The organism is Streptomyces sp. NPDC056738, from assembly GCF_042790435.1.
Lineage (GTDB): Bacteria > Actinomycetota > Actinomycetes > Streptomycetales > Streptomycetaceae > Streptomyces.
In genome coordinates this window covers 1-24,961 of sequence record NZ_JBHTZF010000016.1, presented here as the reverse complement: position 1 = coordinate 24,961, position 24,961 = coordinate 1, and the positions used below count along the sequence as shown (strand labels likewise).

Genomic DNA, 24,961 nt, shown 5'->3' with positions numbered 1-24,961 from the left:
GGCCAGTCCGAGTCGTCCGGGGTCCCCGGGGGCGGTCCCCGTGACGGCAGGCGCCCCGCCCGGACGTCCGCCGCGGCCGTGTCCCGCCCGCCACCCTGCGCGATCCGGTCTGATCCGTCCACGACAGACCCACGCGAGCGGTGCCTCGCAGTCAGTGGGCCCCCGTAGGATGGACGGCATGGCCAAGACCAGTACGACGACCCAGGGGCTGCGAGCGGCGATCGAGCGCAGCGGCTACTACCCGGCCCTCGTGGCCGAGGCGGTGGAGGCCGCGATCGGCGGCGACACCATCCGGTCGTACCTGGTCCACCAGGAGACGACGTTCGACGCGAACGAGGTGCGGCGGCACGTCACCGTGCTGGTCCTCACCGGCAACCGTTTCATCGTGAGCCACACCGACGAGCAGAACGCGGACACGACCTCCCCGACGCCGTACGCCACGACCTCGACGGAGTCGGTCAAGCTCGGCCGGATCTCGTCGGTCGTCGTCAGCCGCGTCGTCGCGAACCCCGAGTCGTACACGCCCGGCACGCTGCCCCGCGAAGTGGTCCTCACCATCGGCTGGGGCGCCGTCTCCCGCATCGACCTGGAGCCGGCTGCCTGCGGTGACCCCAACTGCGAGGCCGATCACGGCTACACCGGCAACTCGACGGCGGACGACCTGAGCCTGCGGGTGAGCGAGGCGGGCGACGGTCCGGAGACCGTCCGCCAGGCCCTCGCCTTCGCGCAGTCCCTCTCCGAGGCGACCGCGGACGTCGCCCGCTGATGGCCCTGCCCACCTGGGACCACCCGGAGCCGCTCGCCGTCGACTCCGCGCCCGTTCCCGAGTACGGCGCCGGTTCCCTGGCCGATCTGCTCCCCACGCTCGCCGCCGGCATGTCCGTGCCCGGTGCGACCGCCGCCATACCCGAGCTGACCGCGGCCGACCGGAACTGTGTGTTCCTGATCGACGGTCTCGGCTGGGAGCAGCTCAAGGCCCACCCGGACGAGGCCCCCTTCATGACGTCGCTGCTGGCGTCCTCGCGGGGCGGCACCGGACGTCCGATCACCGCCGGCTACCCGGCCACCACCGCGACCTCCCTCGCCTCTGTCGGCACCGGCCTGCCCCCGGGCGCGCACGGCCTGCCCGGCTACACCGCGCGCAACCCCGCCACCGGCGAGCTGATGAACCAGCTCCGCTGGAACCCGTGGACCGAACCGCGCGCCTGGCAGCCCTACCCCACGATCTTCCAGCAGGCCGACGCGGCGGGTGTGCACACCGCCCAGGTCTCCTCGCCGACCTTCCAGAACACCCCGCTGACGAAGATCGCGCTGAGCGGGGGCACGTTCCACGGCCGGCTGTCGGGCGAGGAGCGGATGGACTTCGCGGCCGAGCAACTGGCCGCCGGTGACCGTTCCCTGGTCTACACGTACTACGCGGAGGTGGACGGCAAGGGACACCGCTTCGGTGTCGACTCCGACCCCTGGCGCGGCCAGCTCATGTACGTCGACCGGCTGGTCCAGCGTCTCGCGGAGCAGTTGCCGCCGCGCTCCGCGCTGTACGTCACGGCCGATCACGGCATGATCGACATCCCGTTCGACGAGCAGCACCGCATCGACTTCGACGAGGACTGGGAACTGCGCGCCGGAGTCGCCCTGCTGGGCGGCGAGGGCCGTGCCCGCCACGTGTACGCGGTCCCGGGCGCCGAGGCGGACGTGCTGACCTGCTGGCGCGAGGTCCTGGGCGAACAGTTCTGGGTCGCCTCCCGTGACGAGGCGATCGAGGCGGGCTGGTTCGGCCCCCGGGTCGACGAGCGGGTCTACGCCCGGCTCGGTGACGTCATCGCCGCCGCCCGGGACGACGTCCTGATCACCGCGTCCGAACGGGAGCCGAAGGAGTCGCTGATGGTCGGCAACCACGGCTCGATGACCCCGGCCGAGCAACTGGTGCCCCTCCTCCAAGTACGCTCCTGACGTCCTTCCCTCTTCCCTGTTGCCGAAAGGTGCTCAACTCCCCATGCCCGAGCTGGTGTTCTTCTCCGGAACGATGGACTGCGGGAAGTCCACGCTGGCTCTCCAGATCGAGCACAACCGCTCGGCGCGGGGTCTGCAGGGCATGATCTTCACGCGCGACGACCGCGCGGGCGAGGGCAAGCTCTCCTCGCGCCTCGGGCTGGTCACCGACGCGGTCGAAGTGGCGGACGACCAGGATCTGTACGCGTATCTGGTGAACCACCTCTCCAAGGGCGGCCGCGCGGACTACGTGATCGCGGACGAGGCCCAGTTCCTGGCCCCCGCGCAGATCGACCAACTGGCCCGCGTGGTGGACGACCTGGACGTCGACGTCTTCGCCTTCGGGATCACCACCGACTTCCGGTCCAAGCTCTTCCCCGGCTCCCAGCGCCTCGTCGAACTCGCCGACCGGGTCGAGGTCCTCCAGGTCGAGGCCCTGTGCTGGTGCGGCGCCCGCGCCACGCACAACGCCCGCACCGTGGGCGGCGAGATGGTCGTCGAGGGCGCCCAGGTCGTCGTCGGTGACGTCAACCAGCACGAGAACATCGGCTACGAGGTCCTGTGCCGCCGGCACCACCGACGTCGTATGACGGCCGCCACGGCCCGCGCGAGCGCCCTGTCCCCCGACGTCCTGCCGATCGCCCAGGTCTGAGGCTGACGCCTCGCCCCGGTCTGAGGCCCAGGCCTCGCCCGGGTCTGGGACCTGACGCCTGTTCCTGAGGTCCCTCTCCGGGTGATCTGTCCCCGGAGACGGGTCTCCGGAGATCCGCGGGGTCAGGTGACGGCGTGGATCAGGGAGAAGACCGCACCCTCCGGATCCGCCACGGTCGCCACCCGGCCGTACGGGGAGTCGTGGGCCGGCCGCAGGACGCGCCCGCCGAGTTCCGTGACGAGGTTGACGGTGTCGTCAAGGTCGGCGGCCTCGAAGTACGTCAGCCAGTGCGGGCCCCGGTCGCGCGGCAGGGCGTTCCCGACACCGTGGATGCCGGCCACCGGCCGTCCGTCGATGTGCAGGGTCACGTAGTCGAAGTCGGCGGAACCGGCCGCCCGCGTCTCGTAGCCGAAGACCCCCGTGTAGAACTTCACGACGCTCTCGGTGTCGCGCGTCACGAGTTCGTTCCACGCCGGGGTGCCCGGCACGCCGGTGATCTCCGTGCCGAGGTGGGCGACCCTCTGCCAGATCCCGAAGACGGCGCCCGACGGGTCGGAGGCGATCGCCAGGCGGCCGGCCTCGGCGGCGTCCAGCGGGCCCACGCCGACGGTTCCGCCGCTGTGCCGCACGGTCTCCGCGGTGTGGTCCACGTCGTCCGAGGCGAAGTAGGGCGTCCAGGCGACCGGCAGGTGCCTGTCGGGCGGCAACTGGCCGATCCCGGCCACCTCCTGGCCGTCCAGCAGCGCCCGCGCGTAGGGGCCGAGCTGCGGCGGGCCGGGCTGGAACTCCCAGCCGAACAGCGCTCCGTAGAAGTCCTGGGTCGCGGCCGTCTCGTGCGCCATCAGGCTCACCCAGCAGGGTGTCCCGGGCGTGTTCCGAGCGTGCGTGGTGCCGTTCGCCCCGGCCGATTCCCGTGCCTCGGTCATCGTCACTCTCTTCTCGGCCCCTTGCGGTGGCCGGTCACCTTCCGCTTGCGGACACGCGTACCCCGTCGCGTGCGTGCACGCCCCGTGCCGATGGTCGCACCACCGGCCGCGCCGGACGCTCCTCCCGCGCCGCCGTCGGGCGGCGTGGGAACGGGGACGTCCGATCCGCCGTCTCCCGTCGGTCGCGGAGCGATTGCCGTGTGGTGTCCATCGGTTGTACAGCATGTGCCCGATCCCGTACGCCGGGTGATCGGACCTGCCCGGCGGAGCAGAGTAGCGGGACATGGACGAAGCGGCCACCCCGTGCGCAAGGATGGGGGCCATGAACGCCATCATCACGGCACCCGAACTCGCCAGTGACCTGGCGGGGCCGAACCCGCCGGTCCTCCTCGACGTCCGCTGGCAGTTGGGCGGTCCCAACCTGCGCCCCGAGTACGAGAACGCGCACATCCCCGGTGCCGTCTTCGTCGACCTGGATTCCGAACTCGCTGGTCCGGCCGGTGCGGCGGGCCGGCATCCGCTCCCCGACCCCGAGCTCTTCGGTGCGGCGATGCGGGCCGCGGGAGTGTCGGAGGACCGCGATGTCGTCGTGTACGACGGGGGGCAGGGCTGGGCCGCCGCGCGCGCCTGGTGGCTGCTGGGCTATTCGGGTCATCCGTCGGTACGCGTGCTTGACGGCGGGTTCGCCGCCTGGAGCGGGCCGGTGTCCTCGGAGGTCCCCTCGCCGGCGCCCGGAACGTTCGTACCGGCGCCCGGTGCCCGGCCGGCGCTCGACGCGGACGGGGCGGCCGCGCTCGCCCGCACCGGGCTGCTGCTGGACGCCCGCGCGGGGGAGCGGTACCGGGGCGAGGTCGAGCCGATCGACCGGGTCGGCGGTCACATCCCGGGCGCCGTCTCCGCGCCGACCACCGGGAACGTCACTGAGGACGGGCGGTTCCTGCCGCGAGCCGAACTCGCCGACCGTTTCAAGTCCTTCGGTGTGACACCGGAGGCGGAGGTCGGCGTCTACTGCGGCTCCGGCGTCTCGGGTGCCCATGAGGTGCTGGCCCTCGCCGTGGCCGGCGTTCCCGCGGCGCTGTACGTGGGTTCGTGGTCGGAGTGGTCCCAGGACGCGGACCGCCCCGTCGCGGTGGGGCCCGACCCGCAGTGACACACGTACCGACGCGCGCCATCCGTGCCTGACGGCGCGACGGGGCCCGCACCGATCCGGTGCGGGCCCCGTCGTCATCGTTCTGACGTGGATCCGGCTATTCCTGCTTCTTGCGGCGCGTGCCGAAGACGATCTCGTCCCAGCTCGGGACCGCCGCCCTGCGGCCGGGCCGGACGCCGTCGGCCTCGGCCTGGCGGTCCGTCGCGCCGACGAGCCGGTCACGATGGCTGCCCACCGAGCGGGGCATGAGCACGTCCGCGTACGCGGAACCGGCACCCGCCGAGGCGGCGGGAGCCGGGGGCTCCTCCTCCTCGGGCTCGGGATCGGGCTCCTCGGCGGCGGGGCGCTCGGCGGGGGCGGGCCGTTCGGGCACCACCATGTCGCCCCGGAAGCTGGGCACCGCTTCCAGAAGGCTGGTCAGCGAGTCCCGGTCCTCGGCTTCCTCGCCGGGTTCCGGGGAGGACGGGGGCAGGCTCGGCCGCTCCGTCTGGCGTTCCAGGGCGCGGTCCAGCGGGCGGTCGCGGGGCAGCCGGGCGATCCGCGGCACGAACGGGAAGCTCGGCTCGGGAGCGGCGAGGTCGTCCGACTCGCCGATCAGCGAGCGCGCCTCGTCGTCGACGGCCTGGACGAGCCGCCGGGGCGGGTCGTAGGTCCAGCTCGCGGCGTGCGGTTCGCCCGCGACGCGGTACACCAGCATGACTTCCCAGGTGCCGTCGTCGCGGCGCCAGGAGTCCCACTGGACGGTGTCCTTCTCGGCGCCCCGGATCAGCAGCCGCTCTTGGACGGCCTCACCGAGCTGGGGACCGGCGTTCTCGCCGGGACGGCGGACGGGAGTCTTCCTGGCACGCTCGGCCATGAAGGCGCGCTCGGCCAGCACGGGTCCCTCGAAACGGCGTACACGATCGACCGGGATGCCGGCGAGCTGGGCGACTTCCTCCGCGGACGCTCCGGCGCGTATACGTGCCTGGATGTCGCGGGGGCGGAGGTGGCTCTCCACCTCGATCTCGATCTGGCCGAGGCGGGGACGGTCGCCGCGTACGGCGGCACGCAGCCGCTCGTCAATCGGAAGCGTGTATTCCGTACTGTCCGCAGCCTTCAGCACCAGCCGTGTGCCGTCGTTAGAGACGGCCACGACACGCAGTTCGGGCATGGGGACCTCCCGGGTGGTGCCTGCCGACGTCACGTGCGTCGCTGCTTCCGCTAGTCGAGTGTGGCCTGCCCGGGTGCAGCCTGCCACAACCTTGCCGAGTTGCCCGGCGTGTCGGGCACGGGCCCGGGGTCGCCGTTATGGCACGGTTACCTGTTTTGCAACGCTAAGTGACGAACTCCATCACCCTGTGCAACGAGCCCCCTCCCGGTGGTCCTGCAAGGCCCCGGACACCCTGGCGGGAGTCCGGACCCAGGGCTCGCAACAGTACTCCATTCGGGCCACTTGCGTGGATCGGCACGCCGCCCAACTTCGAGCGGGGGGTGCTAGTTGGCCGATCCCGGCGCCCTTTCGGCGGTCGGCGGACGTGGCGCACTTCACGTAATCGGCAGAAACGGAACTTATCGTTTCGCCTGTACGTCCCTTTCTCGTACGATCGGTCGATCAAGTACGGGAAAGGCAGGCAGAGTCCGGGAATGCGTGAGAAGCCGGAAGTCGGCGGCGAGCAGCCGGGTGCCGACGTGGAACCGAGGAAGAGGCGGCTGGACCTGAGCGTCCCCCAGGTGGCGGGGAGCGCGGTCGCCGCGGTGGTGGCGGCGAAACTCGCGTCCTACTTCGGTGTCTACGGGACGATCCTGGGCGCCGGACTGGTCAGCGTCGTCGCCACCTGCGGGGGAACGGTCTTCCAGCACTTTTTCAAGCGCACCGGTGAACAGCTCCGTGACGTGAAGGTGCAGCCGAAACCGAGGCCCCGGCCGCTGCCCGGTCACCCCGGCGAGTTCACCGAGGAGACCGTCTACCGCGCGCGGGTCAGGAGCTGGAAGAGGCCGCTGGTCGCGACCGCTCTCGTGTTCGGCGTCACGATGGCCGGAATCACCACGTACGAAATGGTCTCGGGCCAGAGCTTCAGCGGCGACGGCACCAGCACGACGGTCGGCGACGCCTTCAAGGGGCACTCGTCCGGCTCGGGGAACGGCGAGCCGGACCCGGCACCTTCGACCGAGTCCTCGCCGTCCTCGCCGGCGGCCTCCCCGGACGCGCCGGCACCGTCCGCGGACGGTGGCGGATCGGGTGACACGGGCGGCGACGGCACCGGCCCGTCCACGGCGCCGACCCCGGGCGACGGCACGTCGGCCGAACCGGAGACGGGGAACGGCACCCCGACCCCCGCACCCAGCGCGACCGCTACGACCCCAGAACCCTCCGCAAGTAGTCGTTCGCAAAGCGCCGGTCCGGATCGAGTCGATCCCTCAACGCCGTGAACTCGCCGAAGCGGGGGTAGGCCTGGGAGAAGTACTCCGCGTCGCGCGTGTGCACCTTGCCCCAGTGCGGCCGCCCCTCGTGCGCGGTGAAGATCCGCTCGGCCGCGGTGAAGTACGCCTGGTACGGGGTGCCCCTGAACATGTGGACGGCGATGTACGCGCTGTCCCGGCCGGACGCCGTGGAGAGCGTGATGTCGTCTGCGGGCGCCGTCCGCACCTCCACGGGGAAGCTCACCCGCAGGTCCGAGGCGTCGACCATCGCCTTCAGCTCACGCAGCGTCTCGACCAGGGCCTCGCGCGGCACCGCGTACTCCATCTCCACGAACCGCACGCGGCGCGGCGAGGTGAAGACCTTGTACGGGATGTCGGTGTAGGTCCGCGCGGACAGCACGCGGCTGGAGAATCCGGCGATCGAGGGGATGGCCGCGGGGACGGCCCGGCCGAGCAGATTGGCCACCTGGAAGGCGCCGTTGGAGAGGAACTCGTCCTCGATCCAGCCGCGGACGGGGCCGACCGGGTTCTCGGGGCCCGCGCTGCGGTTGTTGCGCTTGGTGTTGCAGTTGCCGGTGTGCGGGAACCAGTAGAACTCGAAGTGCTCGTTCTCGGCGAAGAGTTCGTCGAAATCGGCGGTGACCCTGTCGAAGGTCATCGGCTCCTCGCGGGCCGTGAGCAGGAAGATGGGCTCCACGGCGAAGGTGATCGCGGTGACGATGCCCAGGGCGCCGATCCCGACGCGGGCCGACGCGAAGATCTCCGGGTTCTCGCTCGCGGAGCAGGACAGCACGGAGCCGTCCGCCGTCACCAGCTCCAGGCCCGTGATCTGGGCGGCGATCGAGGCCGAGTCGCGCCCGGTGCCGTGCGTTCCGGTGCTGGTCGCCCCCGACACCGTCTGCTCCATGATGTCGCCCATGTTGGTGAGCGACAGACCCTCTCGCGCCAGGGCCATGTTGAGCCTCTTGAGCGGGGTGCCCGCCTCGACCGTGACCGTCATGGCCGCACGGTCGATCTTGCGTATCCCGGTCAACAGTTGAGGGCGGATCAATACGCCGTCGGTCGCGGCGGCGGCCGTGAAGGAGTGCCCGGTGCCCACGGCCTTCACCGTCAGACCGTCCTCGGCCGCCTTCCGTACGGCGGCGGAGAGTTCGTCCACCGAGGCAGGGGTGACCTCCCGGGCGGGAAGGGCGGTGACGTTGCCCGCCCAGTTACGCCACGTGCCGCTCTTCTCGCTCACTGCGGTGCTCATGAGACCCTCCCCGCTGCAGAACCGGCCTGCTGAGCCGGCGGTACCCGAGGAAACCGACCGCGACCGCGACGGCCCCGGACACGGCCGGAACCCCGTACCCGGCTTTCGCGCCGGCGGAGTCGATCACCCAGCCGGCCACGGAGGAACCGAGCGCGACCCCGACAGCGAGTCCTGTACTCACCCAGGTCATGCCTTCGGTCAGTTTCGCGCGAGGTACGTGCTGTTCGATGAGGGACATCGTCGTGATCATCGTGGGAGCGATGGACAGGCCCGCAACGAACAGCGCCACGGCCAGGAACGGCAAGTTTCCGACCAGTAGGAGGGGGATCATACTCACGGCCATCGCGCATATGCCCAGCAGCCACCTGCGTTCCGCCGCCCCCTTGAACTGCAGCAGCCCGAAGACGGCTCCGGCGAGGCAGGAGCCCGCCGCGTAGAGGGCCAGGACGATGCTCGCGGCTCCCTTGTGACCCTGCTCCTCGGCGAAGGCGACGGTGACGACGTCGACGGCTCCGAAGATCGTCCCGGTCGCCACGAACGTGGCCACGAGGACCTGGAGCCCCGCCGAGCGGAGCGCCGAGCCGCCGCCGTGCTGTCCGCGCGGATGCGGCTGGGGTTCGGTGGCGCGCTGGGAGGTCAGCCAGAAGACCCCGGCCGAGAGGAAACAGGCGGCGAGCAGCGGTCCGGCCTCCGGGAACCACACCGTGGACAGGCCGATGGAGATGATCGGTCCGAAGATGAAGCAGATCTCGTCCACCACGGACTCCAGCGAGTACGCGGTGTGCAGTTGCGGGGTGCCTCCGTAGAGGGCCGCCCAGCGGGCGCGGATCATCGCGCCGATGCTCGGGACGCAGCCGATGCCGGCCGCGCACACGAACAGGACCCAGTCCGGCCATCCGTAGTGCGCGGCGGCCAGCAGGCCGCCGGCCGCCACGAGCGCGAAGAGCGTCACCGGGCGCAGGACCCGCCGCTGGCCGTGCCGGTCCACCATGCGCGAGACCTGCGGTCCCATCGCCGCGGCAGCCAGCGCGATGGTCGCCGAGAGGGCGCCCGCGAGGCCGTAGCGCCCGGTGAGCTGGGAGATCATCGTGACGACGCCGATGCCCATCATGGACAGCGGCATCCGGCCGAGCAGGCCCGCGGCGGAGAAGCTCTTCGAGCCGGGGGCGGCGAACAGGGCGCGGTACGGGCTGGGCACGAAGATCTCCGTCGGCTCGGCGCGGGCGCCTCCCGGTCACCACGGGCGGTCCACGCTCGGTAAGGCATGAAGATGGTCGATACAACTTACTGGTTAGGTAACCCTAACGCAGCCCCGCGTACCCGTCCGACCGTTTGTCCGGGCAGACAGCCGCCCGGAGACGCGCTCCCGCCGTCCGCGCCGCCGTCGCCCGCCCGAGGACGCGCTCCTGCCGTCCGCGCCCCCGTCACCCACCCGGCACGCGCCCGCCCGCTCCGCCGCCGTCGCCCGCTCGTCACCCCGCCGGTTATCGCCCGTCAGGGACGGGTGGCAGGATCGGACCCATGCCAGACGTGCTCGATGCCACCCCCTACGACGCCCTGCTCCTGCTCTCGTTCGGCGGTCCGGAGGGCCCGGACGACGTGGTCCCCTTCCTGGAGAACGTGACACGGGGCAGAGGCATCCCCAAGGAACGCCTCAAGGAGGTCGGGCAGCACTACTTCCTGTTCGACGGGATCAGCCCCATCAACGACCAGAACCGCGCGCTCCTCGACGCACTGCTCAAGGACTTCGCGGAGCACGGTCTTGATCTGCCGGTCTACTGGGGCAACCGCAACTGGGCGCCGTACCTGACCGACACGCTGCGCGAGATGACCGCGGACGGGCGGCGCCGGATCCTGGTGCTGGCCACCAGCGCGTACGCCTCGTACTCGGGCTGCCGGCAGTACCGCGAGGATCTGGCGGGCGCGCTGGCCGTCCTGGAGGGGGAGGGTCTGGAGCTCCCGAGGGTCGACAAGCTGCGGCACTACTTCAACCATCCCGGGTTCGTCGAGCCGATGACCGAGGGTGTCCTCAGGTCGCTCGCGGAGCTGCCCGCGGACGTCCGTCAGGACGCGCACCTGGTGTTCACCACGCATTCGATCCCGGTCGCCGCCGCGGACACCTCCGGCCCGGTGGAGGGCCACGGCGACGGCGGCGCCTACGTCCGCCAGCACCTGGACGTGGCCCGGCTGATCGCGGACGCGGTGCGCGAGGAGACCGGCACCGACCACCCGTGGAAGCTCGTGTACCAGTCGCGCTCCGGGGCCCCGCACATCCCGTGGCTGGAGCCGGACATCTGCGACCACCTGGAGGAGCTGCACGGGGCGGGAGCCCCGGCGGCCGTGATGGTGCCGATCGGGTTCGTCTCGGACCACATGGAGGTCCTGTACGACCTGGACACCGAGGCACGGGCGAAGGCCCTGGAGCTGGGGCTGCCGGTGAGCCGTTCCGCCACGGTGGGCTCCGATCCCCGCTTCGCCGCGGCGGTCCGGGAACTGGTGCTGGAGCGCGCCGCGGCCGAGAGCGGCCGGCAGGTGACACGGTGTGCCCTGGGCACGCTGGGCGCCGGTCACGACCTGTGCCCGGTGGGCTGCTGTCCGGCCCGTACGCCCAAGCCCGCCGCCGCGGGCGCCGACAGCCCCTACGCATGAGGAGCCACGTGACCGACCCCCTGCACACCGAACTCCTCCAGCTCGCGCACGAGGCCGCACGCCGCGCGGGTGAACTGCTGCGCGACGGCCGCCCGGCGGACCTCGCCGTCGCCGCCACGAAGTCCAGCCCCATCGACGTCGTCACCGAGATGGACATCGCCGCCGAGAAGCTGATCACCAAGCTGATCGCCGAGCACCGCCCCGAGGACGGCTTCCTCGGCGAGGAGGGCGCCGCCACCGAGGGCACCAGCGGCGTCCGCTGGATCGTGGACCCGCTCGACGGCACGGTCAACTACCTGTACGGGCTGCCGACCTGGGCGGTGTCCATCGCGGCCGAGCAGGACGGCGAGACCGTCGTCGGCGTGGTGGCGGCACCCATGCGCGGAGAGACGTACCACGCGGTACGCGGCCGGGGCGCCCGGGCGTCCGGGGCCTGGGTCGGCGAACGCCGGCTGGCCTGCCGCCCGTCCCCGCCACTGGACCAGGCACTCGTCTCGACCGGCTTCAACTACGTGACCGAGGTCAAGACCCATCAGGCCGACGTGGCCCAGCGGCTCATCCCGCTGGTGCGCGACATCCGGCGCTCCGGTTCGGCGGCGGTCGACCTGTGCGACGTCGCGGCCGGCCGTCTCGACGGCTACTACGAACGCGGTCTGCACCCCTGGGACCTCGCGGCGGGGGACCTGATCGCCCGGGAGGCGGGCGCGGTGACCGGTGGACGCCCCGGAGAGCGCCCCGCGGGCCATCTCGCGGTGGCGGCCTCCCCTGGCGTCTTCGAGCCCCTCCAGCGGCTCCTGGAGGACTTCGGGGCCTGGCACGACTGACCCCACCCCTCGGGACGGCCGAGCGCGGGAACGGGAGCGGGGCCCCGGCACTGGATCGATACCGGGGCCCCGCTCTCGTACGTGCTGATCAGACGCGTGTGGCGCCGACCTCCACACCGTGCTCGGCGGCAAGGCGGTGCAGGTCGTCCAGCTCTGCCTGCTCGACCTCCGCGAGGAAGTCGTCGCCCGTCTCGCGAGCGCGGGTCAGGTCGGTCTCGGTCGCCCTTATGCGCTGCAGAAGTCCTGTGGTGAATGCGTCCATGCTGCGCCCCCTCGTCCTGGGTCGTGGGTCGGGTGGCACGGGGGTGTGCCGATGGGAAGGGGCGATCACGTCTCCGAATGGGGTGCCCAGCGCTGCCCGCTCTGGGCGGCGACGGTGCCGGACACCCACGCCCGCTCTGCGGAAGCGGTTGGACGTACCACAATGTGGCTTGCCACATGCAGAGCGTGATCGCGGGGTGTAAAGCCGTCCTCCCCCCGCTCTCTTCCGTGGAAACCTCAACCCGACGAGAAAATCTCGCATTCCCGGTCCGCCGGACGCGCTTCTCTGGCGCCTCCCCCGCCTTACAGCCGGTTTATGGCCGAAACGGGCAGGATGGAGCCCTCATCCGTGACGGACCTGCCCGCGTGGTGCGCCGAGACGTGCCCCGCCGGTGGACAGAGGAAGGACAAGCGACGTGCGTGTACTCGTCGTCGAGGACGAGCAGTTGCTCGCCGATGCGGTGGCCACCGGACTGCGCCGGGAGGCCATGGCCGTCGACGTCGTGTACGACGGCGCGGCCGCGCTGGAGCGCATCGGGGTCAACGACTACGACGTGGTCGTCCTGGACCGCGACCTCCCGCTCGTGCACGGCGACGACGTCTGCCGGAAGATCGTCGAGCTCGGCATGCCCACGCGCGTGCTGATGCTGACCGCGTCCGGCGACGTCAGCGACCGCGTCGAGGGCCTGGAGATCGGTGCCGACGACTACCTCCCCAAGCCGTTCGCGTTCAGCGAGCTGACCGCACGCGTGCGTGCCCTGGGACGCCGTACGAGCGTGCCGCTGCCGCCCGTCCTGGAGCGCGCCGGGATCAAGCTCGACCCCAACCGCCGCGAGGTCTTCCGCGACGGCAGGGAGGTCCAGCTCGCTCCCAAGGAGTTCGCCGTCCTGGAGGTGCTGCTGCGCAGCGAGGGCGCCGTCGTCTCCGCGGAGCAGCTCCTGGAGAAGGCCTGGGACGAGAACACGGACCCGTTCACCAACGTCGTGCGCGTGACCGTCATGACGCTGCGGCGCAAGCTCGGCGAGCCCGCCGTGATCGTCACCGTGCCCGGCTCCGGGTACAGGATCTGATCGAAGGTGGCCACCACACCCGCGCCGCCCGCGGCGCCTCCGAAACCCACCTGGGACCCCAGAAGGGCGGAACCACCCTTCCCGTGGCTGCGCCCGACGATCCGTATACGCCTCACGCTGCTGTACGGCGGCATGTTCCTGATCGCCGGCATCATGCTGCTGTCGATCATCTACCTGCTCGCGGCGCAGGCGCTGAACGTCGGCAGCGAACTCCCCTTCAAGATCATTTCCGGCCAGGTCGGCAGCAGCACCTGCAACCTGCCTTCGGCCCCCACCGCGGACCAGCTCAACCGCGCGATGGCCGACTGCGTGAACCAGCAGCGCCAGCACGCCCTCGACGACCTGCTCAGCCGCTCCCTGCTCGCCCTGCTCGGCCTCGCGGTCATCGCCTTCGCGTTCGGCTACGCGATGGCGGGCCGTGTCCTCTCGCCGCTCGGGCACATCACCCGCACCGCGCGCGCGGTGGCCGGCTCCGACCTGTCCCGGCGGATCGAGCTGGACGGCCCGGACGACGAGCTCAAGGAGCTCGCGGACACCTTCGACGACATGCTGGAGCGGCTGCAGCGGGCCTTCACCGCCCAGCAGCGGTTCGTCGGGAACGCCTCCCACGAACTGCGCACCCCCCTCGCGATCAACCGCACGCTCCTGGAGGTGCACCTCTCGGGACCCGGGGTGCCCACCGAGATGCAGCAGCTCGGCAAGACGCTGCTCGCCACGAACGAGCGCAGCGAACAGCTCGTCGAGGGCCTGCTGCTGCTCGCCCGCAGCGACAACCAGATCATCGAGCGCAAGCCGGTCGACCTGGCCGAGGTCGCCTCCCAGGCCATCGACCAGGTGCACGCCGAGGCGGAGGCCAAGGGCGTGGAGATCCGCGGTCGGTGCGCCCCGGTGGTTGTCCAGGGCAACGGCGTCCTGCTGGAGCGGATCGCCCTGAACCTCGTCCAGAACGCCGTCCGGTACAACGTGCCGCAGGACGGCTGGGTCGAGGTCACGACCGCCACGGAACACGGCCGGGCGGTCCTGGAGGTGTCGAACACGGGACCGGTCGTTCCCGCGTACGAGGTCGACAATCTTTTCGAACCCTTCCGGCGGCTGCGCACGGAGCGCACGGGCAGCGACAAGGGAGTGGGCCTTGGCCTGTCGATCGTCCGGTCGGTGGCCCGTGCACACGGTGGTCACATCGTCGCCCGGCCCCGGGAAGGGGGTGGCCTCGTGATGCGCGTCACGCTCCCCATCTGAGACCATGTCGCGGACACGCGGCGATGTTCGCTTTGCGCGGAATTTTCGGGTCACCCACCCGAGTGACCCGTGTGTGATCGATCACAAGGGCGATTTTAGGTCCATCTACTCTCCGTGATCATGCGGACTGCCGGAAAGCCGGGAAAATCCGGGTTTTCGGGGGTCCTGATCACGGGAAGTACACGGTGGGGCGCCTTTGAAGTGCGACCTTGGGACCGTGTACGGTCCGCATCGCCATCCAAGCCGATCACTCTTGATGAGTCCGGTTGGGTGTCGATTGAGTAACAGACCTTGATGTGAGGCAAAATCTCCGCCTCGGGTCGGGCACAAGTCCGGCCTCTCACGCGTTACGTGCGCTGGAGACACCGCAGACACCCAGAGGGGGAGAGCGACAATGGCAACGGATTACGACACCCCGCGCAAGACCGACGACGACGTCGACTCGGACAGCCTTGAAGAACTGAAGGCTCGCCGGAACGACAAGTCGACCTCGTCCGTCGACGTAGATGAGTTCGAGGCCGCCGAAGGCCTGGAACTGCCCGGTGCGGACCTCTCGAACGAGGAGCTGGCCGTCCGGGTGCTGCCGAAGCAGCAGGACGAGTTCACCTGCATGAGCTGCTTCCTTGTGCACCACCGCAGCCAGCTGGCCCGCGAGAAGAACGGTCAGCCGATCTGCCGCGACTGCGACTGAGGCAGGGTCGGCCGTGAAAGGCTCGACCCCACCTTGGAAGCGCCGCCTCCCCTCCAGGGCGGCGGACGAAGGGCCCCTCAAGGGCCCTGAAGGCGTGCGTGACGACGAGCGGGGCTCTTCCGAACAGGGATCAGCCTCGCTCGACCGAGCGGCCGCCACAGACGGCCTGACGGCCCCCACGGACGATCCCTCGCCCGTGGCCAGGGGTCGCGTCGAGGCCGTCCGGAACGGGGTCAAGAGGGGCGTCACGAGGAGTGGCGTCCGGGCCAGGGCGGGCCTCGCGTATGTCACCGACCGCATCATCGACATCGCCCCACGGGTTCCCGTGAGGGACCTGGCCACCCTCCGCGGACAGTTCCCGGGCCTCGGCCCCGAGGAGATCGCGGACAAGCTCGTCGCGGGCGCCGCCGCCGCGACGTCCACCGTCGGCGCCGGCATCGGCGCCGCCGCCATGCTGCCGGTGCCGCCCGCCATGCCCACGGAGCTGGCCGCCGAGATCACCGCCGTGGCCGCGATCGAGCTCAAGCTGATCGCCGAACTCCACGAGGTCTACGGCCTGCGTCCGCAGGGCAACCTCAAAGAGCGCAGCACGGCCTACCTGCACTCCTGGTCGGGCGAGCGCGGTATCGACGTGGCCAAGCCCATGACGATCAACGCCGCGCTGGGCGGTCAGATGAAGCGCGAGCTGCGCCAGCAAATCATGAAGCGGACGGTCCGGGACCTGCCCAACCTGATGCCGTTCATGGTCGGAGCGGCCGTGGGCGCGGTCATGAACCGCCGCGACACCAAGCGCGTGGCCGGCCACATCCGCAAGGACCTGCGCAAGATGCAGGTGCCGTGGGACGCGCTCCCGCAACTGCCGCCGCTGGAGAAGCCGACGGACCCGGTGCCGATCGGAGAGATCCCGACAGACCTGGGGGAGTGACGCCATCTCGCGCGGGCGCAGGCGCCCGCGCATCCGTCCGCGCGCCCGCTCGCACCCGCCCGGCGGACCATGCCGTCGGCTCGGGTGCCCGCCGCGGCCGGCTCAGCTCTCGGCGGTCCGGACCGACTCGCGCGCCCTCTCCAGGGCGGCGGCCAGACGCTCCGGCTCCCGGGTGGACAGATACAGGTAGGGCGTCGGGTCCGCCGGGTCCGTGACCTGGACGCGCAGCGCGGTGGGGATGTACGAGCGCAGGAGCATGAAGGCACGCGTGTCGGCCTTGTAGGTGCGCCACGCGCGCGCTTCCTCCGGGTCCATGATCTCCGCGTCCCCGAGGGCCGACACCGGGATCCGGGCGTCCCCGGCGATCAGCGCGTCGCCGACCACGCGGATGCGGATCGAGCCGTACGCGCTGGCCGCGACCGCCGCGACGGCGGTGCCGCCGACGAGCGCTCCGAGCATCGGCAGGGTGCCGAACGGGAGGAAGATCAGGGCCATCGCGAGCCCGACCAGGAAGCTGATCACCCACCACGACCGGGGTGCGGTGAGGCGTTCTTCGTACGGGGATGCCGAGAGCTGCATGACGTCAAGCTTGGCACGGTGCGAAGACTCGGTGGACGCGCGGGTAAGGTCTGCGGCTGTGAGTGGTACTTCCGCAGCTCTGACGCCTCCCGCCGACGCCGTAGCGCCGGTGCGGCACCCCGACGCGCCCGCCCCCGGAGAGCTCCTCGGAGCACACTACGAACACTGTTTCGGGTGTGGTGGAGCGCAGCCCCACGGGCTCCATCTGGAGGCCCGCGCGGGGGAGGGCGTCACGATCACGGCGGAGTTCACCGTGCGCCCCGTCCACCAGGGCGCCCCGGGCCTCGCGCACGGTGGTGTCCTCGCCACCGCGCTCGACGAGACGCTCGGCTCGCTGAACTGGCTGCTGCGGACGATCGCCGTGACGGGACGCCTGGAGACCGACTTCCTTCGCCCCGTCCCCGTCGACACGGTCCTGTATCTGGAGGCCGAGGTCACCGCGGTGGCCGGCCGGAAGATCTACTGCACCGCCACCGGGCGGATCGGCGGCCCCGAGGGCCCCGTCGCCGTCCGCGCGGACGCCCTTTTCGTCGAGGTGAAGGTCGACCACTTCATCGACAACGGCCGCCCGGAGGAGATCCGTGCGGCGATGAGCGACCCGGACCAGATCCGGCGAGCCCGTGCCTTCGAGGTGAACCCGTGACCCGTAGCCCGGGGGCCGACGAGCCCCGCCCGGACGTCCCTGTGATGATCAGGCGCGTCGATCCGGAAGTCCCGCTTCCCGAGTACGCGCACCCCGGTGACGCCGGAGCCGATCTGCGCACCACCGAGAGCCGCGAGCTGAAGCCCGGTGAACGGGCGGTGCTGCCGACGGGCGTGGCCATCGCGCTGCCCGAGGGGTACGCGGCCTTCGTGCACCCGCGCTCGGGCCTCGCCGCCCGCTGCGGCGTCGCCCTCGTGAATGCCCCGGGGACGGTTGATGCCGGGTACCGTGGGGAGATCAAGGTGATCGTGGTGAATCTCGATCCGCGCGAGTCGGTGCGGTTCGAGCGCTTCGACCGGATTGCTCAACTGGTCGTCCAGCAGGTCGAGAAGGTCCGCTTCCAGGAGGTCGCGGAACTTCCCGACTCGGCGCGGGCCGCAGGGGGCTTCGGGTCCACCGGCGGTCATGCCGCCGTGGACAGCACAACGGGTGGGAATCGATACGCTTCGGTCGTATCCGACCGGGAAGGACAGTGACGTGTTCGGACGTCGCAAGAAGGGCAGTGCCGCCGAGGACGCGGCGGGCGAGGCCGAGCAGGTCGTCGACAGCGTCGACACTGAGGCGGACGAGGACGTGGAGCGCGGGCGTGTGAGGCTCGAACCCGAGCCGCGCCCCGACGGGCCCTGGGACAGTGCGGAGGTCCGTGACCCGGCCGAGGGCCGGGTGGACCTCGGTGGTCTGTTCGTGCCCGGGGTCGACGGCATGGAACTGCGGGTCGAGGTCGCGGGCGACGCGATCGTCGCCGCGACCGTCGTCGTCAACGACAGCGCCGTGCAGCTCCAGGCCTTCGCCGCTCCCAAGCGCGAGGGCATCTGGGGCGAGGTGCGCGAGGAGATCGCCTCCGGGATCACCCAGCAGGGCGGTGTCATCGACGAGGTCGAGGGCCCGCTGGGCTGGGAGCTGCGGGCACAGGTGCCGGTCCAGCTCCCGGACGGCACGGGTGGTTTCCAGGTCGTGCGGTTCGTCGGCGTGGACGGTCCCCGCTGGTTCCTGCGTGGAGTGATCTCCGGGCAGGGCGCGGTGCAGCCGCAGGCCGCGGGCCTGCTGGAGCAGATCTTCCGGGACACGGTCGTCGTCCGCGGTGAGGGCCCGATGGCTCCCCGCGACCCGATCGTCCTGAAGCTGCCGAACGACGCGCAGATGGTCCCCGAGGGTGTTCAGCAGGAGGACCAGGGCGGCTCCCGCTTCTCCGGCGGCATGGGACAGCTCCAGCGTGGACCGGAGATCACGGAAGTCCGCTAGACGGACACGGGCCCACCGAGGGCCGCAGGAAGAGCCGAGCAGACAGAAAAGGGCCGCATCCCCCGGGATGCGGCCCTTTCCCGTGCCCGGACGATCTCAGGGGTGCCCGTGCGCACCGGTCCACCCGCGTTCTCGTACGTGAACTGCGGTTGAGCAGCGGCTCTTTCTTCAGGTCTTGACGGAAGCCTGGTCCATACCTATGGTCACCGGCCAGCGCACCATGTTCAGCATCCCGTGTGTAGTTCACATACAAGAATGGATGGCTCTGCATGTCCGACACCCCCACTCGGCATCACCGCCGACGGCGTCCGGCCTTCCTCCTCACCGTCGCCGCCGCGACCGCCGCACTCGTCGGCACCCTCCTGTCCTGGCCGGGCGCCCACCCGGCCGACGCGGCGCCCGCCGCCTTCGTCCACCCCGGAGTCACCGTCTCCAAGGGACAGCTCGACTTCGCCCGGACCCAGGTCCTGGCCGGCGCCCAGCCCTGGAAGGGCGCCTACGACCAGATGATGGCGAGCAAGTACGCCTCGCTCACGCGCACCCCCGCGCCCCGCGCGACCGTCGAGTGCGGCTCGTACTCCAACCCCAACTACGGCTGCACGGACGAGCGCGAGGACGCGATCGCCGCGTACACCGACGCCCTCGCCTGGTACATCACCCGTGACGACCGGTACGCCAAGAAGTCCATCGAGCTGATGGACGCCTGGTCGGCGGTGATCAAGTCCCACACGAACAGCAACGCACCCCTGCAGACGGGCTGGGCGGGCTCCTCCTGGCCCAAGGCCGCCGAGATCATCAAGTACACGTACACCGGCACCTGGGCCAACTCCGGCCGCTTCGCGAACATGCTCCGCGACGTCTACCTGCCCGAGATCATCAACGGCTCCAACTCCAACGGGAACTGGGAGCTGTCGATGATGGAGGCCGCCGTCGGCATCTCCGTCTTCCTGGACGACAAGACGTCGTATGACAAGGCCATGGCGAAGTTCCGGACGCGCACCGCGGCCTACGTCTACCTCTCCACCGACGGCGCCGTGCCGAAGACCGTGCCCAGCCAGAACCTCGACACCACCGCGAAGATCGTCGGCTACTGGCAGGGGCAGTCCACCTTCGTCACCGGCCTCACCCAGGAGACCTGCCGCGACTTCACCCACACCGGGTACGGCATCTCGGCCATCTCGCACGTCGCCGAGACCAGCCGCATCCAGGGGCAGGACCTGTACGGCACCGACGTCGGCGAGCGGCTGCGCCAGGCGCTCGGCTTCCAGTCGAAGTACCAGCTCGGTACGGCCGTGCCGAGCTGGCTGTGCGGCGGCTCGCTGAACCTCGGGCTCGGCCCGGTCACCGAGGTCGGCTACAACGCCCTGCACAACCGCCTGGGCATCGCGATGACCAACACCCAGGCACTCACCCAGCAGAACCGCCCGGCCGGCAGCAACAACCTCTTCGTGGCGTGGGAGACGCTCACGCACGGCGACAATCCCGCGTGAACCGATTCCGGGGTCCCGTCCGATGAGGGGATGAAGGACCGGGCGTCCGGCCGGGACACCGGCGCCCGGTCCACGGAGATCACGGGAATCGCAGGGATCGCAAGGATCACGGGGAGAGAACATGAGCCAGACCGAGACCGAGACCGAGACCGGCACCGCCACCGTCATCACCGCCGTCGCGCGCGGGGCATCAGAGTTGCGTCAAGGACGTTCCCCGGCGGGCCGCTCGTCCCCTTTGCCGGGAATCCTGGCCGTAAGGTCGACGCTGCGTACACAGCGGTGACAGGAAGACAATGGGCTCATGGGACGCGGCAAGCTTCGGATCTACCTCGGTGCGGCTCCGGGCGTGGGCAAGACCTACGCGATGCTGTCCGAGGCACACCGCCGCATCGAACGCGGGACGGACTGCGTCGTGGCGTTCGTCGAGCACCATCACCGGCCCCGCACCGAGGTGATGCTGCACGGCCTGGAGCAGGTGCCCCGCAAGGAGCTGGAATACCGGGGCGCCGTCTTCGGTGAGATGGACGTGGACGCCGTGCTCCGCCGCGCCCCGGCCGTCGCCCTGGTGGACGAACTGGCGCACACGAACGTGCCCGGCTCCCGCAACGCCAAGCGCTGGCAGGACGTGGAGGAACTGCTCGCCGCCGGCATCGACGTCGTCTCCACCGTCAACATCCAGCACCTGGAGTCACTGGGTGACGTCGTCGAGTCGATAACGGGTGTGCGGCAGCGCGAGACCGTGCCGGACGAGGTGGTGCGGCGGGCGGACCAGATCGAGCTGGTCGACATGTCGCCGCCCGCGCTGCGCCGCCGCATGGCCCACGGCAACATCTACAAACCCGACAAGGTCGACGCGGCCCTGTCCAACTACTTCCGTCCGGGCAACCTCACGGCCCTGCGCGAGCTCGCGCTGCTGTGGGTCGCCGACCGGGTCGACGAATACCTGACCGAGTACCGCAGCGAACACCAGGTCTCCAAGATCTGGGGATCGCGGGAGCGGATCGTCGTCGGGCTGACCGGCGGCCCGGAAGGGCGGACGCTGATCCGGCGTGCTGCGCGACTGGCCGAGAAGGGCGCGGGCGGCGAGGTCATGGCCGTCTACATCGCCCGCAGCGACGGTCTCACCTCCGCCTCGCCCAAGGAGCTGGCCGTCCAGCGCACCCTGGTCGAGGACCTCGGCGGCACCTTCCACCACGTGGTCGGCGACGACATCCCCGCATCCCTGCTGGACTTCGCGCGCGGGGTCAACGCCACCCAGATCGTGCTCGGCTCCTCCCGCCGCAAGACCTGGCAGTACGTCTTCGGTCCGGGCGTCGGCACCACGGTGGCCCGGGAGTCGGGACCCGACCTGGACGTCCACATCGTCACCCACGAAGAGGTCGCCAAGGGACGCGGTCTGCCCGTGGCGCGCGGAGCACGGCTCGGGCGCGCCCGGATCATCTGGGGCTGGGCGGTCGGCATCGGCGGCCCCGTGGTCATGGCCCTGCTGCTCAACACCATCGACCTCGGCCTCGCCAACGACATGCTGCTGTTCCTGGCGGTCACCGTCGCGGCCGCCCTGCTCGGCGGACTGCTCCCGGCCCTGGCCTCGGCCGCCTTCGGCTCGCTGCTGCTGAACTACTTCTACACACCACCCCTGCACCGGCTGACCGTCGCCGACCCGAAGAACATCGTCGCCATCGTGATCTTCGTCGGCGTCGCCGTCTCCGTGGCGTCGGTGGTGGACCTGGCGGCCCGGCGCACGCACCAGGCGGCACGGCTCCGGGCCGAGTCGGAGATCCTCTCCTTCCTCGCGGGCAGCGTGCTGCGCGGCGAGACCAGCCTGGAAGCCCTGCTGGAGCGCGTCCGCGAGACCTTCGGGATGGAGTCGGTCGCCCTGCTGGAGCGCGCCGGCGACGTCGAGCCGTGGACGTGCGCGGGCAGCGCCGGACCGGCGCCCGCGACCCGCCCCGAGGACGCCGACGTCGACATGCCGGTCGGCGACCACATGGCGCTCGCCCTGTCCGGACGGGTGCTGCCCGCCTCCGACCGCCGGGTGCTGGCCGCCTTCGCCGCGCAGGCCGTGGTGGTGCTCGACCGCCAGCGCCTTCAGTTCGAGGCGGACCAGGCCAAGGAACTGGCCGAGGGCAACCGCATCCGCACCGCCCTGCTGGCCGCGGTGAGCCACGACCTGCGCACCCCGCTCGCCGCGATCAAGGCGGCGGTCTCGTCCCTGCGCTCCGACGACGTGGCCTGGTCCGAGGAGGACCAGGCCGAGCTCCTCGAGGGCATCGAGGACGGCGCCGACCGCCTCGACCACCTCGTGGGCAACCTGCTGGACATGTCCCGGCTCCAGACCGGCACGGTCACTCCGCTGATCCGGGAGATCGACCTGGACGAGGTGGTCCCCATGGCACTCGGCGGCGTCCCCGAGGACAGCGTGACCCTGGAGATACCGGAGAGCCTGCCGATGGTCGCCGTCGACGCCGGACTCCTGGAGCGGGCCGTCGCCAACCTCGTCGAGAACGCCGTCAAGTACAGCCCCGTCGACGAGCGGGTCCTGGTCGCCGCGAGCGCCATGGCCGACCGCGTGGAGGTCCGCGTCGTGGACCGCGGCCCCGGCGTCCCGGACGAGGCCAAGGACCGGATATTCGCGCCCTTCCAGCGCTACGGTGACGCCCCGCGCGGTACCGGAGTGGGCCTCGGCCTCGCGGTCGCCCGCGGCTTCGCCGAGGCGATGGGCGGCACTCTCAACGCCGAGGACACCCCCGGCGGCGGACTCACCATGGTGCTCACGGTGCGGGCGGTGGAACGCCGTCCCGACCTGGCAGCCCGAACAGCAGTCGCGGAAAGGCAGGCTTCATGACCCGGGTCCTCGTGGTCGACGACGAGCCCCAGATCACCCGAGCCCTCGTGATCAATCTGAAGGCACGCAAGTACGAGGTCGACGCGGCCCCCGACGGAGCCACCGCGCTCCAGCTCGCCGCCGCCCGCCACCCCGACGTCGTCGTGCTCGACCTCGGCCTGCCCGACATGGACGGCGTCGAGGTGATCAAGGGGCTGCGCGGCTGGACCCGGGTGCCGATCCTGGTGCTGTCCGCCCGCCACTCCTCGGACGAGAAGGTCGAGGCCCTCGACGCGGGCGCCGACGACTACGTCACCAAGCCCTTCGGCATGGACGAACTGCTCGCCCGGCTGCGCGCCGCCGTCCGCCGCGCGGAGCCCACCGGGGGCGGCGAGGACGACGTGATCGTGGAGACCGAGGGGTTCACCGTCGATCTGGCGGCGAAGAAGGTGCACCGCGACGGGCGGGACGTCCGGCTCACCCCCACCGAGTGGCATCTGCTGGACGTGCTGGTCCGCAACTCCGGCCGGCTCGTCGGCCAGAAGCAACTGCTCCAGGAGGTCTGGGGTCCGTCCTACGGGACGGAGACGAACTATCTGCGGGTCTACATGGCCCAGCTCCGCCGCAAGCTTGAGGTCGATCCCTCGCACCCGAAGCACTTCATCACCGAGCCGGGGATGGGCTACAGGTTCGAACGGTGACGCGGACGTCCCCCGTCGATCATCTGTGCGAGCCGCGGTGGTCGTCCGATCGAGCGCGCTCCGCGGCTGGTTCGGGCGGCCGTGCCGCGGGTACGAAGCTGTCGGTGCCCCCCGGTACGCTTTCGGTATGAGTGCTGTTCCTCGTTCCGAAAAGCCGGCGGGCCGGTTCCGGCGCATGATGGACCGCCTCTCCTCGTCCCAGGAGGACCTGGAGTCCGAGGAGCTGCGGGAGGACACGGCGACCGCGGGCTGTACCCGTATCGGCGACTGCCACGACCGGCAGATAGTCACCGTTACTGGTACCTTGCGCACGGTCACTCTGCGGCCGAGAGCCGGTGTCCCGGCTCTGGAGGCCGAGCTGTTCGACGGCTCGGCCGCCCTGGACGTGGTCTGGCTCGGCCGCCGTTCCATCGTCGGCATCGAGCCCGGACGCAAGTTGATCGCCTCGGGCCGTATCTCGATGAGCCGGGGCCGTAGGGTGTTGTTCAATCCGAAGTACGAACTCAGACCCCTCGGACGGGAGTAGCCGGTGACGTCGCTCGACAAGCCGACCGAAGACGCCCAGGACGCCCAGCAGGATGCACGGGCGGTGACCGAGGCCGCACTCTTCGAGGCGTTCGGCGGCGTGCGCGGCATGGTCGAGACCGTGGTGCCCGGCCTGCTCTTCGTCACCATCTTCACGATCAACAAGGACCTGCACTGGTCGGCGATCGCCGCCCTCGCGGTGTCCCTGCTGCTCGTCGTGGTCCGCCTCGTGCGGCGCGACACCGTGAAGCACGCCTTCAGCGGGGTCTTCGGCGTCGCCTTCGGCGTGGTCTTCGCGATGATGACGGGCAACGCGAAGGACTTCTACCTGCCGGGCATGCTCTACACGCTCGGTCTCGCCATCGCCTACATCGTGACCACCCTCGCGGGTGTCCCGCTGATCGGACTGATCCTCGGCCCGGTCTTCAAGGAGAACCTCTCCTGGCGCACCCGCAACCCCGGCCGCAAGAAGGCGTACGCGAAGGCCAGTTGGGCCTGGGGACTGATCCTGCTCGCCAAGTGCGCCGTCCTCTTCCCGCTCTACTGGTGGGGCGACACCACCCAGTTCGGCTGGGTGCTCATCGCCCTGAAGATCCCGCCGTTCCTGCTCGCCGTCTGGCTCACCTGGGTCTTCCTGGCCAAGGCGCCGCCGCCCATCGACGTGTTCGCGGAGATGGAGGCCGAGGAGCAGGCGGAGAAGGAGCGCAAGGCCGCCCTCGCCCAGGAGCGCGGGGACGCTCCGGCCCCGGCCAGGCACCGCCGCCAGGCGTGAGCCCGGCCGCACCGAGGACGCCTCCGGGCGACTGAACACGACGAAGCGGTACGACGATGGGGGCGGCCGGAGAATTCTCCGGCCGCCCCCATCG

The 24,961-nt window shown here is 70.9% G+C and carries 26 protein-coding genes; 20 read left to right on the top strand and 6 right to left on the bottom strand.

Annotated features, from left to right (window positions below; all coding sequences use genetic code 11):
- The first annotated feature begins 178 nt into the window (after nucleotides 1-178).
- The 3 genes from ACFRIC_RS34190 to ACFRIC_RS34180 are packed head-to-tail and all read left to right on the top strand — an operon-like array spanning nucleotide 179 to nucleotide 2,644.
- Nucleotides 179-766 (top strand): DUF5998 family protein, encoded by a 588-nt coding sequence (locus ACFRIC_RS34190; protein ID WP_206300944.1) that lies wholly within the window; start codon nucleotides 179-181, stop codon nucleotides 764-766.
- The gene (locus tag ACFRIC_RS34185; protein WP_382794111.1) at nucleotides 766-1,953 is read left to right on the top strand and encodes an alkaline phosphatase family protein; all 1,188 of its coding nucleotides are present in this window, start codon (nucleotides 766-768) and stop codon (nucleotides 1,951-1,953) included. The genes ACFRIC_RS34190 and ACFRIC_RS34185 overlap by 1 nt, the downstream gene beginning before the upstream one ends.
- Nucleotides 1,954-1,996: 43 nt before the next feature.
- Nucleotides 1,997-2,644, top strand: coding sequence for a thymidine kinase (locus tag ACFRIC_RS34180; protein ID WP_382794108.1), 648 nt, complete (start codon nucleotides 1,997-1,999; stop codon nucleotides 2,642-2,644).
- A 122-nt stretch (nucleotides 2,645-2,766) separates the two neighbouring features.
- On the opposite strand, the gene ACFRIC_RS34175 is transcribed toward ACFRIC_RS34180, so the two are convergent.
- The gene (locus ACFRIC_RS34175; RefSeq protein WP_382794105.1) at nucleotides 2,767-3,570 is read right to left on the bottom strand and encodes a VOC family protein; all 804 of its coding nucleotides are present in this window, start codon (nucleotides 3,568-3,570) and stop codon (nucleotides 2,767-2,769) included.
- 322 nt (nucleotides 3,571-3,892) lie between these two features.
- Between ACFRIC_RS34175 and ACFRIC_RS34170 the strand changes: the two genes are divergently transcribed.
- A complete protein-coding gene (locus tag ACFRIC_RS34170; protein WP_382794102.1) occupies nucleotides 3,893-4,720 on the top strand; it encodes a sulfurtransferase in 828 nt (275 codons plus the stop codon).
- Nucleotides 4,721-4,817: 97 nt separating this feature from the next.
- Here the strand turns inward: ACFRIC_RS34170 and sepH are convergent, their stop codons facing one another.
- On the bottom strand, nucleotides 4,818-5,870 hold the full coding sequence (gene sepH / locus ACFRIC_RS34165) for a septation protein SepH (protein ID WP_382794100.1): 1,053 nt from the start codon (nucleotides 5,868-5,870) through the stop codon (nucleotides 4,818-4,820).
- Between the two features lie 473 nt (nucleotides 5,871-6,343).
- Here sepH and ACFRIC_RS34160 point away from each other — a divergent pair, with 473 nt between their 5' ends.
- Nucleotides 6,344-7,129 (top strand): hypothetical protein, encoded by a 786-nt coding sequence (locus ACFRIC_RS34160; RefSeq protein ID WP_382794096.1) that lies wholly within the window; start codon nucleotides 6,344-6,346, stop codon nucleotides 7,127-7,129.
- Here ACFRIC_RS34160 and ACFRIC_RS34155 read toward each other — a convergent pair.
- Nucleotides 7,053-8,372, bottom strand: a complete 1,320-nt coding sequence (locus ACFRIC_RS34155) for a D-arabinono-1,4-lactone oxidase (RefSeq protein WP_382794093.1) — start codon at nucleotides 8,370-8,372, stop codon at nucleotides 7,053-7,055. The two genes, ACFRIC_RS34160 and ACFRIC_RS34155, sit on opposite strands and share 77 nt — an antisense overlap.
- A complete protein-coding gene (locus tag ACFRIC_RS34150; RefSeq protein ID WP_382794090.1) occupies nucleotides 8,332-9,570 on the bottom strand; it encodes an MFS transporter in 1,239 nt (412 codons plus the stop codon). The genes ACFRIC_RS34155 and ACFRIC_RS34150 overlap by 41 nt, the downstream gene beginning before the upstream one ends.
- A gap of 323 nt (nucleotides 9,571-9,893) precedes the next feature.
- On the opposite strand from ACFRIC_RS34150, the gene ACFRIC_RS34145 reads away from it, so the two are divergent.
- Both ACFRIC_RS34145 and ACFRIC_RS34140 read left to right on the top strand, forming a co-directional pair.
- Nucleotides 9,894-11,021, top strand: a complete 1,128-nt coding sequence (locus tag ACFRIC_RS34145) for a ferrochelatase (RefSeq protein ID WP_382794087.1) — start codon at nucleotides 9,894-9,896, stop codon at nucleotides 11,019-11,021.
- 8 nt (nucleotides 11,022-11,029) lie between these two features.
- On the top strand, nucleotides 11,030-11,845 hold the full coding sequence (locus ACFRIC_RS34140; RefSeq protein ID WP_382794084.1) for an inositol monophosphatase family protein: 816 nt from the start codon (nucleotides 11,030-11,032) through the stop codon (nucleotides 11,843-11,845).
- 88 nt (nucleotides 11,846-11,933) lie between these two features.
- Here ACFRIC_RS34140 and ACFRIC_RS34135 read toward each other — a convergent pair whose 3' ends face one another.
- Nucleotides 11,934-12,107: a hypothetical protein gene (locus ACFRIC_RS34135; protein ID WP_382794082.1), complete on the bottom strand. Its 174-nt coding sequence runs from the start codon at nucleotides 12,105-12,107 to the stop codon at nucleotides 11,934-11,936.
- Nucleotides 12,108-12,522: 415 nt separating this feature from the next.
- Between ACFRIC_RS34135 and ACFRIC_RS34130 the strand changes: the two genes are divergently transcribed.
- From ACFRIC_RS34130 to ACFRIC_RS34115, 4 genes are all read left to right on the top strand, one after another.
- Entirely contained in the window at nucleotides 12,523-13,176 is a 654-nt protein-coding gene (locus ACFRIC_RS34130; RefSeq protein ID WP_355766483.1) for a response regulator transcription factor, read from the top strand.
- Between the two features lie 6 nt (nucleotides 13,177-13,182).
- Nucleotides 13,183-14,415 carry a sensor histidine kinase gene (locus tag ACFRIC_RS34125; RefSeq protein WP_382794079.1) on the top strand — a complete coding sequence of 411 codons (1,233 nt, stop codon included), beginning with the start codon at nucleotides 13,183-13,185 and terminating at the stop codon, nucleotides 14,413-14,415.
- 394 nt (nucleotides 14,416-14,809) lie between these two features.
- On the top strand, nucleotides 14,810-15,106 hold the full coding sequence (locus ACFRIC_RS34120; RefSeq protein ID WP_003997302.1) for a DUF4193 domain-containing protein: 297 nt from the start codon (nucleotides 14,810-14,812) through the stop codon (nucleotides 15,104-15,106).
- A 13-nt stretch (nucleotides 15,107-15,119) separates the two neighbouring features.
- Nucleotides 15,120-16,031, top strand: coding sequence for a hypothetical protein (locus ACFRIC_RS34115; protein WP_382794076.1), 912 nt, complete (start codon nucleotides 15,120-15,122; stop codon nucleotides 16,029-16,031).
- A 102-nt stretch (nucleotides 16,032-16,133) separates the two neighbouring features.
- Here ACFRIC_RS34115 and ACFRIC_RS34110 read toward each other — a convergent pair whose 3' ends face one another.
- Nucleotides 16,134-16,610, bottom strand: a complete 477-nt coding sequence (locus tag ACFRIC_RS34110) for a DUF3093 domain-containing protein (RefSeq protein WP_382794073.1) — start codon at nucleotides 16,608-16,610, stop codon at nucleotides 16,134-16,136.
- Between the two features lie 58 nt (nucleotides 16,611-16,668).
- Between ACFRIC_RS34110 and ACFRIC_RS34105 the strand changes: the two genes are divergently transcribed.
- The 9 genes from ACFRIC_RS34105 (at nucleotide 16,669) to ACFRIC_RS34065 (ending at nucleotide 24,867) form a co-directional block, all read left to right on the top strand.
- Entirely contained in the window at nucleotides 16,669-17,253 is a 585-nt protein-coding gene (locus ACFRIC_RS34105; protein ID WP_382794070.1) for a PaaI family thioesterase, read from the top strand.
- A gap of 44 nt (nucleotides 17,254-17,297) precedes the next feature.
- A complete protein-coding gene (gene dut / locus ACFRIC_RS34100; protein WP_382794367.1) occupies nucleotides 17,298-17,789 on the top strand; it encodes a dUTP diphosphatase in 492 nt (163 codons plus the stop codon).
- A gap of 1 nt (nucleotide 17,790) precedes the next feature.
- Complete coding sequence (locus ACFRIC_RS34095; protein ID WP_382794068.1) at nucleotides 17,791-18,555, top strand: DUF3710 domain-containing protein; 765 nt, start codon at nucleotides 17,791-17,793, stop codon at nucleotides 18,553-18,555.
- Nucleotides 18,556-18,824: 269 nt separating this feature from the next.
- Complete coding sequence (locus tag ACFRIC_RS34090; RefSeq protein ID WP_382794065.1) at nucleotides 18,825-20,045, top strand: alginate lyase family protein; 1,221 nt, start codon at nucleotides 18,825-18,827, stop codon at nucleotides 20,043-20,045.
- Between the two features lie 121 nt (nucleotides 20,046-20,166).
- On the top strand, nucleotides 20,167-20,328 hold the full coding sequence (locus ACFRIC_RS34085) for a hypothetical protein (RefSeq protein WP_382794062.1): 162 nt from the start codon (nucleotides 20,167-20,169) through the stop codon (nucleotides 20,326-20,328).
- A gap of 18 nt (nucleotides 20,329-20,346) precedes the next feature.
- Entirely contained in the window at nucleotides 20,347-22,890 is a 2,544-nt protein-coding gene (locus tag ACFRIC_RS34080; RefSeq protein ID WP_382794059.1) for an ATP-binding protein, read from the top strand.
- Nucleotides 22,887-23,570: a response regulator gene (locus ACFRIC_RS34075; RefSeq protein ID WP_382794056.1), complete on the top strand. Its 684-nt coding sequence runs from the start codon at nucleotides 22,887-22,889 to the stop codon at nucleotides 23,568-23,570. The genes ACFRIC_RS34080 and ACFRIC_RS34075 overlap by 4 nt, the downstream gene beginning before the upstream one ends.
- A 127-nt stretch (nucleotides 23,571-23,697) precedes the next feature.
- Nucleotides 23,698-24,096 carry an OB-fold nucleic acid binding domain-containing protein gene (locus tag ACFRIC_RS34070; protein ID WP_078943188.1) on the top strand — a complete coding sequence of 133 codons (399 nt, stop codon included), beginning with the start codon at nucleotides 23,698-23,700 and terminating at the stop codon, nucleotides 24,094-24,096.
- 3 nt (nucleotides 24,097-24,099) lie between these two features.
- On the top strand, nucleotides 24,100-24,867 hold the full coding sequence (locus ACFRIC_RS34065; RefSeq protein ID WP_382794052.1) for a DUF3159 domain-containing protein: 768 nt from the start codon (nucleotides 24,100-24,102) through the stop codon (nucleotides 24,865-24,867).
- The last annotated feature ends 94 nt before the right edge of the window (nucleotides 24,868-24,961 follow it).